A 12,178-nucleotide genomic window follows, 5' to 3' on the forward strand; every position below is an offset into this window, starting at 1 on the left:
CATTGAATTAATTCAACATCTCTTAAATTAAAAACCAGGCATAAAAAAACCCAACCGAAGTTGGGTTTTTCAAACAAATGCTAAAAAGTTAAATTACTTCTTTTTAACTGCTTTTTTGTTTGGTAAGTCAGTGATCGAACCTTCAAAAATTTCAGCTGCAAGGCCGATTGATTCATTCAATGTAGGGTGAGCATGAATAGTAAGCGCTAAGTCTTCACCATCAGCACCCATTTCAATACCTAAACCGATTTCGCCAAGCATTTCGCCCGCGTTAATACCGATCATAGCACCACCGATTATACGGCCACTTTCTTTATCAAAAATAAGTTTAGTAGAACCTTCAGTACGAGATGATGCAATAGCACGGCCAGATGCTGCCCACGGGAATACCGCAGTTTCAATTTTTAGGCCTTGCTCTTTTGCTTCTTTCTCAGTAACACCTACCCAAGCGATTTCTGGGTCAGTATACGCAATCGAAGGAATACATTTAGGGTCGAAGAAATGCTTCTGACCAGAAATAACTTCTGCAGCAACATGACCTTCATGAACCGCTTTATGCGCAAGCATAGGCTGGCCAACTAAGTCACCAATTGCAAAAATATGGCTTACGTTAGTACGTAATTGCTTATCAACATTAATAAAGCCACGCTCATCAACGTTTACGCCCGCTTTTTCAGCATCAAGTAAGTTACCGTTTGGAGTACGGCCAACTGCAACAAGCACTTTGTCGTAACGTACAGGTTCTGCTGGTGCGTTTTTACCTTCAAACGTTACGTATAAGCCATCTTTTTTAGCTTCAACACCAACAACTTTAGTTGAAAGCATTACGTTGAATTTTTTGCTTACGTATTTTTGGTAAATTTTGATAATGTCTTTATCAGCTGCTGGAACTAATTGGTCAGCAAATTCTACAACATCAATTGCAGAACCTAGTGCACGGTAAACCGTACCCATTTCAAGACCGATAATACCACCACCAAGTACAAGTAGTTTTTCTGGTACATCTTTAAGCTCTAGCGCGCCAGTTGAATCAATTACACGGTCATCTTGTGGGATGAAAGGTAAGTTAACTGGTTTAGAACCTGCTGCAATAATCGCGTTATCAAACGTGATAGTTGTAGAGTCTTTCTCGCCTTCAACTACTAAAGTATTGCTGCCAGTGAATTTGCCGTAACCAGATACAACTTTCACTTTACGCATTTTAGCCATGCCCTCTAGTCCACCAGTTAACTGGCCAACTACAGAATCTTTCCAAGTACGAACTTGGTCAAGATCGATCTTTGGTGCGCCAAAAGTAACACCATGAGATGACATTTCAGCTGCATCATCAATCACTTTAGCTACGTGTAAAAGTGCTTTTGAAGGAATACAACCAACATTAAGACATACGCCGCCTAATGTTTCACGAGATTCTACCAATGTAACTTCTAAGCCCAAGTCAGCAGCGCGGAATGCCGCAGAGTAACCACCAGGACCACCGCCTAGTACAACAACTTGAGTTTTTAATTCGTTGCTCATGCTATTACCTTAATTGTTTGAACGGGACACTGCCCTAAAGTTTAACTGCCATGTTTCTGCAAGGCAGAAAGTGAGAGCAGATCACAAATTTGTGCAAAGATTGTATCATTGCAAATGGTAAAAATCCCAGCTAAAAACAACTGGCTGGGATTTGATTCTATTCATCGTCCAGCGATTACATCACCAATTGGCGAATATCGCTCATGTAACTTGCAAGAGTCACAGTAAAGCGTGCAGCTAAGGCTCCGTCAATAACCCTATGGTCGTATGACATAGACAGCGGAACCATTAGTTTTGGTTCAAACTCTTTGCCATTCCATTTAGGTTTCATTTCAGATTTAGACACACCTAAAATAGCCACTTCTGGTGCATTAACAATCGGCGTAAATGCCGTACCGCCAATACCGCCAAGGCTAGAAATAGTAAAACAACCACCTTGCATATCAGACGATGTAAGCTTCCCGTCACGTGCTTTAACAGATACTTCCATTAATTCGCGTGATAGTTCAATAATGCCTTTTTTATCAACATCTTTAAACACTGGTACAACTAAACCATTTGGCGTATCAACTGCAACACCAATGTTAATGTACTTTTTAAGGATTAAGCTTTCGCCGTCCTCAGAAAGCGATGAGTTGAATTTTGGAAATTCAGCAAGTGCTTTTGCAGCTGCTTTCATTACAAACACAAGCGGCGTAATTTTAACACCCAGCTTTTTCTTCTCGCTAAGCACATTTTGCTCTTTACGGAATACTTCAAGGCTTGTGATATCTGCTTCGTCAAACTGTGTAACATGTGGGATTTGCACCCAGTTACGGTGTAAGTTTTTGCCTGATAGCTTTTGAATACGAGACAGCTTTTGCTCTTCAATTTCGCCAAACTTAGCAAAATCAACTTTAGGCCATGGAATAAGACCAAGCTCGCTACCACCAGCGCTACTACCTGCTGACAATTGACCAGACTCAACTTGCTTAACTAAGTTTTTAACATAGTTTTGCACGTCTTCTTTAACTATACGGGCTTTGCGACCAGTGCCTTTAACATTAGCTAGGTTAATACCAAACTCACGCGCTAAACGGCGAACAACAGGTGATGCATGAGCATACGCGCTGTTTTCTGTGAAGCTTTCATTACTTGCTTTTGCTGGTGCTGCTTGAGCCGGTGCCGACTCAGTTTTAGCCGCAGCTGCAGGTGCTGATTTTTCAGCTGGTGCAGGTGCTGCTACTGGCGCGCTGCCTGCAACTTCAAATACAAAAATTAATGAGCCTGTCGATACTTTATCGCCAGCGGCTACTTTAATTTCTTTAACTGTACCTGCAAATGGAGCTGGTACTTCCATTGCAGCTTTGTCGCCTTCAACGTTTAAGATTGATTGATCTTCTTCAACCGTATCGCCAACTGCAACCATAATTTCAGTTACTTCAACTTCATCGCCACCAATATCAGGTACATTAACTTCTTTAGTACTTGGTGCTGCGTTTGCTGTTGAGCTAGCTGCTGGCGCTTCTACAGGAGCCGACTCTTTAGCCGGTGCTGCAGATTCACTTCCTGCTACTTCAAAAACAAACACTAATGAGCCTGTTTTAACTGTATCGCCAGCGGCGACTTTAATTTCTTTAACTATACCGGCAAATGGAGCTGGAACTTCCATTGCTGCCTTGTCGCCTTCCACGTTTAAGATAGATTGCTCTTCTGAAACGGTATCACCAACAGCAACCATGATTTCAGTTACTTCAACTTCATCATCGCCAATGTCTGGTACGGTTACTTCTTTAGTTGAAGAACCTGTAGAAGCAGCAGGTGCTGCCTCTTCAGATTTAGCTGGAGCAGCAGCTGATGCTTTTTCTTCACCAGTGCTTTCACTCTCGCCTTCAAACAAAAATACTAAAGAGCCAGTTGTAACGGTGTCGCCAACGTTTACTTTAATCTCTTTCACTGTACCCGCTTGCGAAGCAGGTATTTCCATTGATGCTTTGTCGCCTTCAACATTAAGTAATGATTGGTCAACATCTACTTTGTCGCCAACGCTTACTAATATTTCGGTTACTTCTACTTCGTCGTCACCAATATCTGGTACTTTAATTTCAATACTCATTGCAAACCTCTTATGCGTACAGTGGGTTAAGTTTGTTAGTGTCGATGTTGAACTTTTTAAGTGCTTCAACAACTACTGACTTCTCAACTTCACCGCGTTTAGCAAGTTCAGATAACGTAGCAACAACAACGTAGCCCGCGTTAACTTCAAAGTGACGACGTAGGTTTTCACGGCTATCAGAACGACCGTAACCATCGGTACCTAACACTTTGTAGTTGCTGCTTGGAATGAATGAACGCGCTTGTTCTGCGTAGTTTTTCATGTAATCCGTTGCTGCAACAGTCACAGAGTCGTTTAATACGCTTGTGATGAATGCTGTTTTTTGCTCGCCTTCAGGGTTAAGCATATTGAAACGTTCAACATCTTGACCTTCACGCGTTAATTCATTGAAAGACGTAACAGAGAACACGTCAGACGCAATGCCATACTCTTCGCTTAGAATCGCAGCTGCTTTACGTACTTCAGTCATAATAGTACCTGAGCTTAATAGCTGTACGTTGGCTTTTTTACCTTCGTAACTTTCAAGCTTGTAAATACCTTTACGAATACCTTCTTCAGCGCCTTCTGGCATAGCTGGCTGATGGTAGTTTTCGTTCATAAGCGTTAGGTAGTAGTAAATATTTTCTTGGTCATCACCGTACATACGACGAATACCGTCTTGTACAATAACCGCTACTTCAAACGCGTAAGTTGGGTCATAAGAAATACAGTTAGGAACCGTATTAGCAAGAATATGACTGTGACCATCTTCGTGTTGCAAGCCTTCACCATTTAACGTTGTACGACCCGCAGTAGCACCTAATAAGAAACCACGTGCTTGTTGATCGCCCGCCATCCATGCCATGTCACCAACGCGTTGGAAACCAAACATAGAGTAGTAAATGTAGAATGGGATCATTGGTAAATCGTTAGTGCTGTATGAAGTTGCAGCAGCAACCCATGACGACATTGCACCTAACTCATTAATACCTTCTTGAAGCACTTGCCCTGATACAGTTTCTTTGTAGTAAGAAACAATATCACGATCCTGTGGCGTATAGTTTTGGCCATGCGGATTGTAAATACCAATTTGACGGAATAAACCTTCCATACCAAATGTACGCGCTTCATCTGCAATAATTGGTACGATGTTTTTACCAATGCCTTTATCTTTTAATAAGATATTAAGTGCACGAACAAAGCCCATAGTGGTTGAAATATCACGTTTTTGCTCTTCAAGTAGCGGCTTAAACGCGTCTACTTCTGGCAACGTAAGTTTTTCACTAAAACGTGGAATACGCTTAGGTGTATAACCTTTAAGTTCATCACGACGAGCATGTAGGTATTTATACTCAGGTGAACCTTCTTCAAGCTCTAAATAAGGTAGTTCTGCAAGTTGCTCTTCAGATACTAAATCATCAAGACCAAGGCGTGAACGTAAATGCGCAACATGCGACATGTCCATTTTTTTCACTTGGTGCGCAATGTTTTTACCTTCAGCTGCTTCACCCATGCCGTAACCTTTTACAGTTTTAGCAAGAATTACAGTTGGACGGCCTTTAGTGTCTTCTGCTTTTTTAAATGCAGCAAATAATTTTGATGACTCATGACCACCACGCTTAAGCGCGAAAATTTCGTCATCTGTCATGTCAGCAACAAGTGCTGCTGTTTCTGGGTAACGACCAAAGAAGTTTTCACGTACGTACGCGCCATCTTTAGCTTTATATGTTTGGTAATCGCCATCAACAGTTTCGTTCATTAACTGTAGTAATTTACCCGTTGTGTCTTTAGCTAGAAGAATATCCCAACCGCTGCCCCACACTAGTTTAATTACGTTCCAGCCAGCGCCTTTAAACAAGCCTTCTAGCTCTTGAATAATTTTACCGTTACCCATAACTGGGCCGTCTAAACGCTGTAAGTTACAGTTAACTAAGTAACAAAGGTTATCTAGTTTTTCACGTGCAGCAAAAGAAATAGCACCACGCGATTCTGGCTCATCCATTTCACCGTCACCTAAAAACGCGTATACACGTTGGTTTTTAGTATCTTTTAAGCCACGACCATCTAAGTATTTCAAGAAGCGCGCTTGGTAAATAGACGAAATAGGACCTAAGCCCATTGATACCGTAGGGAACTGCCAAAATTCAGGCATTAACTTAGGGTGTGGGTACGATGGTAAGCCTTCGCCATCAACTTCTTGGCGGAAGTTATCTAGTTGTGCAGCCGATAAACGACCTTCAACAAATGCACGTGCATAAATACCAGGAGAAATATGACCTTGGTAATAAACTAAGTCACCACCGTCTACATCATTTGGCGCTTTAAAAAAGTGGTTAAAACACACTTCATAAAATGCAGCAGATGATTGGTAAGACGCCATATGGCCGCCTAAGTCGAGATCTTTTTTAGATGCACGTAGAACGATCATAATCGCGTTCCAACGTATAATTGAACGAATACGACGCTCAAGATTTACATCACCCGGGTAAGCAGGTTCTTGATCTACAGGAATAGTATTAACGTAGTTCGTGGTAATACCCGTTGGCATATCAACGCCGTCTAAACGGGCTTGCTCTAATACTTGCTCAAGTAAAAACTGAGCTCGTTCAACACCTTCTTCGCGCACAACTGATTCAAGAGCTTGTAACCACTCTTGTGTTTCTAGCGCGTCTACGTCAATTTTATTGACTTCAGACATATGGAGGTTTCCTTATGTTTAAAATACGAATATTGTTAATTTAATATCACAGCTACTTAATTTGTGTGTTCAAAGTAGTTATGTACTAACTTAATTTTGTTTAGTGCGTCTTAAACTACGTTCAATTCGCGAATGTTCTTTGCTTGCTTCAAGTAGTGCTTCTTCGATAAATGCTAAGTGCGCATTACTTGCTAAACGGGCTTGTTCTGGATTACCGTCAATAACGGCATCCATTAATAAACGCCTGTGTTGGGCTAATTGACTGCTAATATCTGACTTTTTTAATAAAACAGTTAAATTTTGCAATACATTTTGCTCAAGCAGCGCTTTCATGCCTCTTACTAAATGCAGTAAAACCACATTATGCGAGGCTTCTGCCACGCTAAAGTGAAATGCATTAATTGCTTTTGCTTTTTGCTGTAAATCATCATTAACGAGGGCAATTTTATCAAAGCTTTCTTTCACTTTACTAAAATCGTTGCTGGTTCCGCGCAGTGCCGCGTAGTAAGCAGCAATCCCTTCTAATGCATGACGAAATTCAAGTAAATCAAACTGCGACTCAGGGTGTTTACTAATCAAATCAAAAAGTGGATCAGTAAGCCCTTCTTCGAGCTGATTTTTTACAAACGTGCCGCCACCTTGGCGACGCGTAACTAAACCTTTCGCTTCTAATTTTTGAATTGCCTCACGCAGTGACGGGCGAGACACTTCAAATTGCTTTGCTAGTTCACGCTCTGGTGGCAACTTTTCACCTGGTGCTAACGAGCCTTCAAGAATCATGTTCTCGAGTTGCTGTAAAATAACATCAGATAACTTTGCTGCTTTGATCTTTAAAGACATGAATCAACGTCCGCGTTGTATAAATACCAAGAGCCCATAAAGCGGGGCTTTGAGTAGTATGATTTACCCAAAAGGTAAATTGGTCATACCAAAAATTTTCAATACGGTATCAAAAACCTTATTAGCTGTCAATTTACAGGTAATTTGAGCAATTAAAGTAGCGTAACGCATTTTGAACGAAGATTAAACAATGCGCAATTTACAAAAATTGTTATAACGTTAATAGGATGAAAACAATTGGTCTGACCAGAAAAATAGAGTGTTAACTCTAGTTGAATTTATTAAAGAAATTAACAACAGGATAAAAGTGCCAAAGAAATAGCAGCCATTTACACACGATCAGTCAACTAAATATAAAACATAATGCGCGCTATAAAATTTCGACCACGCAATATCGTAGCAGCGAGTTTACCCCGCGATTATTGTGCAAACAATTACCCAACCGAAAAACACATGCGCGATATAAAATCGCGACTACGCAATATCGTAGCAGCGGGTTTACCCCGCGACTATTGTGCAAACAATTACCAAAACGTAAAACACAATGCGCGATGTAAAATCGCGACTACGCAATATCGTAGCAGCGGGTTTAACCCGCGACTATTGTGCAAGTAATTACCTAAACGTAAAACACAATGCGCGATATAAAATTTCGATCACGCAATATCATAGCAGCGGGTTTACCCCGCGACATTTGGCAACTAATCTCCCAACCAAAAAAACACGATGCGCGATATAAAATCGCGACTACGCAATATCGTAGCAGCGGTTTTACCCCGCGACTATTGTGCAAGTAATTACCTAAACGTAAAACACAATGCGCGATGTAAAATCGCGACTACGCAATATCGTAGCAGCGGGTTTACCCCGCGACTATTGTGCAAGTAATTACCTAAACGTAAAACACAATGCGCGATGTAAAATCGCGGCTACGCAATATCGTAGCAGCGGGTTTACCCCACGACTATTGTGCAAGTAATTACCTAAACGTAAAACACAATGCGCGATGTAAAATCGCGACTACACAATATCGTAGCAGCGGGTTTATCCCGCGACTATTGTGCAAGTAATTACCTAAACGTAAAACACAATGCGCGATGTAAAATCGCGACTACGCAATATCGTAGCAGCGGGTTTACCCCGCGACTATTGTGCAAGTAATTACCTAAACGTAAAACACAATGCGCGATGTAAAATCGCGGCTACGCAATATCGTAGCAGCGGGTTTAACCCGCGACTATTGTGCAAACAATTACCAAAACGTAAAACACAATGCGCGATGTAAAATCGCGACTACGCAAATTTATAAAAATTGCATATGCTTTAAATTCGTGGGTCTGTGATTGCTAAAATACGGGTATGTTATGCATCGTTCATATTTATTACGAAAGGGAAGAGTATCAAAAGCAAACCACTATTATGCTATTACACTGGTTTGTCATAAGCGAAATAACCTACTCATAAGCTTAATAATTAATAGAGCTATTATCAATGAAATGAGGAAGTTAGAAAGAGAGCAACTGATTAAATCAAATACTTTCGTGATAATGCCAAACCATATTCATTGGTTACTACAATTATCCGATAGCGTAACATTAAGCGAGGTAATTAGAAGCTTCAAAGGACGCTCAGCCACGGTGTATAGAAAATTTGGCAGACAAAAGCTTTGGCAAAAAGGGTTTTATGATCACTTAATAAGAAATACCGAAGATTTAAATAGCTGTGCTAGATACATAGTCGCAAACCCTTTGCGTGCAAATTTAATAGAAAATATTGCAGACTACCCATATTGGGATAGTATTTATCTAAACTCGTAGCAGCGGTTTTACACCGTGACATTTGGCAACTAATCGCCTAACCAAAAAACACAATGCGCGATATAAAATTGCGACTATGCAATCGTAGCAACGGGTTTACCCCGCGAAATTAGGCAACTAATCTCCAACCAAAAACACAATGCGCGATATAAAATCGCGACTACGCAATATCGTAGCAGCGGGTTTACCCCGCGACATTTGTGCAAGTAATTACCTAAACGTAAAACACAATGCGCGATGTAAAATCGCGACTACGCAAATATCGTAGCAGCGGGTTTACCCCGCGACATTTAGCAACTAATCGCCCAACCAAAACACACAAATGCGCGATATAAAATCGCAACTACGCAATATCGTAGCAGCGGGTTTATCCCGCGACATTTAGCAACTAATCTCCTAACTAAAAAAACACAATGCGCGATGTAAAATCGCGACTACACAATATCGTAGCAGCGGGTTTACCCCGCGACATTTGGCAACTAATCTCCCAACCAAAAAACACGATGCGCGATATAAAATCGCGACTACGCAATCGTAGCAATGGGTTTACCCCGCGACATTTGGCAACTAATCGCCCAACCGAAAACACAATGCGCGATATAAAATCGCGACTACGATAGCCCGCCAAATAATGTAAGTAGTGCTATAAGTACTAAGTAAAATAATACATTGCGCTTAACAAGCTTAATCATACAAGTGGCTTCGTAGGTACAGCCGTAATAACGCTTTTCAACTTGCTCTGCAGCCAGCGCAGTACATGTTACTACTTCTCGGTTTGGAGATTTAAAGTTAAGTACGTAACGTAGCCAACAGCTTGTGCCTTTATTAAAGTTACCTATTACTAAATAACCAAAGCTGGTAATACGTGCAGGTAACCAGTCGAGCCAAAACAATAGTTTATGTATAAGTTTAAAACGCTTAGCAAATATTACTTTATGATCTTCTCGTACTAAATCAGCTAAAGTACGTACCAGTGCATATAAAACCGCACCTGGCGCGCCTAAAACAACGAACCAAAAAATAACCGCACAGTAAAATCTAAAGTTTACCCACGCCAATGTTTGCCCAAAGGTTTCGCCACCATCTTGATCATCAGTACGCTTTTGACCTATTTGCAACGCATATAAAGATGCAGCAGTACCGTCATCTCGCGTTAACGCATTTAAATACGACTTATATAAAGCACGCTGCTTAGCACAACCAAAGCAAACCAAAAGCACCGCGATATTAATGCCCAACTGCCACAAAACAAAATCAGATAAACAATAAATTAGTGCCATCGCAATCACTGGAAGTAAAAGCCAAATTAAAAAGCCCGGTGCTGAGCTAAATAAGCCCTTATCACCAAGTAATTTATTAGAGCGATTTAAATAACCATTTGCGTAATAACTTATCTGCCAGTAATTAGACCGAGCGCCTAAGCGCTCTAGTATTAATGCAATTATTATAGAAACTAAAATCATGGGAATAACTCTCTTAACTTAGCTGTTCAAGCATATTAAAAAACAATGGCCAATTAAAGCTACTACCAGGATCGGTTTTACGCCCTGGAGCAATATCGCAATGTCCAACAATACGCGAAGGGGTAATTTTTGGATAGCGTTGCATTATAGATTTACTAATAATAGTTAATGTTTTGTACTGCGCTAAAGAATATGGTGCGGTGTCGGTACCTTCAAGCTCAATGCCAATGCTAAAGTTATTACACGCAGGCGCGTCCTCAAACTCAGATTGGCCTGCATGCCAAGCACGCTTTTCAAAAGGCACATATTGTATAGCCTCACCGGTGCGCTTTATAAAACAATGGGCCGATACACGTAAACTCTTTAAGTCACTAAAACTTGGATGAGCATTACAGTCAATGCTACCCATAAATAAGTCATCAACGAAAGGTGTACCAAACTGCCCTGCTGGCAATGATATATTGTGAATCACCAATAAAGAAATATCAGCCTCATCAGGGCGCTCATCAAAATGCGAACAAGGCCGCTGCGCTACCGTACTTAAAACACCGTTTAAATCTATTTTCATGATACGTTTATTATATAAATATCAAGAGATACATAGTACTGATGCTAAAGGATTTATTAAAAAAATGATAGTAACAAGCGAGGTATAAAACCTCACCTACAAATAATTCAAACCCACACGTAGGTACGAATTTACGTCCGCCCATGTAAAGTAACTTTCGAAATTAAAAGCGAGGTATAAAACCTCACCTACAGATAATAAAACCCACACGTAGATACTAATTTACTATACGCGCTTATCTTTATATTGGCGAAAAGGCAATCGCTTCTCTTTCTTTTATAAACATAGTAAAATTTGCTTAATTTATTAACGCTTATGAGCATCCTATGTCTATTTCGCACACCCTCATTACTCAACTAGTCACTCTTGCACTTGACGAAGATCTAAATTATCAAACAGCTCAAGAAGGCGATATTACCGCGCAGCTTATCCCTCAGAGCGAGCAAGCCAACGCAAAAGTAATCACCCGCGAAGACTGCATTTTTTGCGGAAAAGACATCATCCTTGAAGTATTCAAACAAGTAGACCCAAGCGTTAAAGTTAATGTACTAATAAACGACGGCGACGCAGTTAAAGCAAACAGCACATTATTTACCGCTATTGGCTCGGCTCGTTCAATATTAACTGCCGAACGAACTGCACTTAACTTTGTGCAAACGTTATCGGGTACAGCCACTACTACAGCACATTATGTAAAAGAATTAAGTGGTACAACAACGCAACTACTCGATACACGCAAAACCATACCTGGTCTGCGCGCTCTTCAAAAATACGCAGTAAAATGTGGCGGGGGTGCAAACCATCGTATTGGATTATTTGACGCTTTTTTAATTAAAGAAAATCACATAGCAGCTTGTGGCACAATAAACAAAGCCGTAGCTCAAGCTAAACAAAACCACCCAAACAAACCTGTTGAAGTAGAAGTAGAATCACTCCCTGAACTTAAGCAAGCAATTGAAGCTGGCGCCGACATAATTATGCTAGACAACTTTAGCGTAGAGCAAATTAAGCAAGCAGTAATTTTAACCAACAAACGCGCCAAACTAGAGGTTTCAGGCAATATGACCCTAGAAACACTCAAAACTTATTCACAAGCAGGCGTTGATTTTATATCAAGCGGAGCGTTAACAAAAAACTTACAATCAATCGATTTATCGATGCGTTTTGAACAATTTTAAAGCAATAACTGCCAATTAATAC

8 protein-coding genes are annotated in these 12,178 nt (G+C 40.6%); 2 read left to right on the forward strand and 6 right to left on the reverse strand.

Going from position 1 to position 12,178, the window contains the following annotated elements:
• Window positions 1–93: 93 nt before the first annotated feature.
• From lpdA to pdhR, 4 genes are all read right to left on the reverse strand, one after another.
• Complete coding sequence (lpdA, locus tag CXF89_RS19280; RefSeq protein WP_007586124.1) at window positions 94–1,518, reverse strand: dihydrolipoyl dehydrogenase; 1,425 nt, start codon at window positions 1,516–1,518, stop codon at window positions 94–96.
• Between the two features lie 175 nt (window positions 1,519–1,693).
• Window positions 1,694–3,613 (reverse strand): pyruvate dehydrogenase complex dihydrolipoyllysine-residue acetyltransferase, encoded by a 1,920-nt coding sequence (aceF, locus tag CXF89_RS19285; RefSeq protein WP_007586126.1) that lies wholly within the window; start codon window positions 3,611–3,613, stop codon window positions 1,694–1,696.
• 10 nt (window positions 3,614–3,623) lie between these two features.
• Complete coding sequence (gene aceE / locus CXF89_RS19290; protein ID WP_121955498.1) at window positions 3,624–6,290, reverse strand: pyruvate dehydrogenase (acetyl-transferring), homodimeric type; 2,667 nt, start codon at window positions 6,288–6,290, stop codon at window positions 3,624–3,626.
• A 90-nt stretch (window positions 6,291–6,380) separates the two neighbouring features.
• Complete coding sequence (gene pdhR, locus CXF89_RS19295) at window positions 6,381–7,130, reverse strand: pyruvate dehydrogenase complex transcriptional repressor PdhR (RefSeq protein ID WP_121955499.1); 750 nt, start codon at window positions 7,128–7,130, stop codon at window positions 6,381–6,383.
• A 1,364-nt stretch (window positions 7,131–8,494) separates the two neighbouring features.
• Between pdhR and CXF89_RS19305 the strand changes: the two genes are divergently transcribed.
• Window positions 8,495–8,947 carry an REP-associated tyrosine transposase gene (locus tag CXF89_RS19305; protein WP_121955501.1) on the forward strand — a complete coding sequence of 151 codons (453 nt, stop codon included), beginning with the start codon at window positions 8,495–8,497 and terminating at the stop codon, window positions 8,945–8,947.
• Window positions 8,948–9,558: 611 nt separating this feature from the next.
• Here CXF89_RS19305 and ampE read toward each other — a convergent pair.
• Both ampE and ampD read right to left on the reverse strand, forming a co-directional pair.
• Window positions 9,559–10,410 carry a beta-lactamase regulator AmpE gene (gene ampE, locus CXF89_RS19315; protein WP_007586130.1) on the reverse strand — a complete coding sequence of 284 codons (852 nt, stop codon included), beginning with the start codon at window positions 10,408–10,410 and terminating at the stop codon, window positions 9,559–9,561.
• Window positions 10,411–10,423: 13 nt separating this feature from the next.
• Window positions 10,424–10,978 (reverse strand): 1,6-anhydro-N-acetylmuramyl-L-alanine amidase AmpD, encoded by a 555-nt coding sequence (gene ampD / locus CXF89_RS19320; RefSeq protein ID WP_121955503.1) that lies wholly within the window; start codon window positions 10,976–10,978, stop codon window positions 10,424–10,426.
• A gap of 326 nt (window positions 10,979–11,304) precedes the next feature.
• Here ampD and nadC point away from each other — a divergent pair, with 326 nt between their 5' ends.
• On the forward strand, window positions 11,305–12,156 hold the full coding sequence (nadC, locus tag CXF89_RS19325; RefSeq protein WP_121955504.1) for a carboxylating nicotinate-nucleotide diphosphorylase: 852 nt from the start codon (window positions 11,305–11,307) through the stop codon (window positions 12,154–12,156).
• The last annotated feature ends 22 nt before the right edge of the window (window positions 12,157–12,178 follow it).

This window comes from Pseudoalteromonas sp. MelDa3, assembly GCF_002863625.1.
Lineage (GTDB): Bacteria > Pseudomonadota > Gammaproteobacteria > Enterobacterales > Alteromonadaceae > Pseudoalteromonas > Pseudoalteromonas arctica.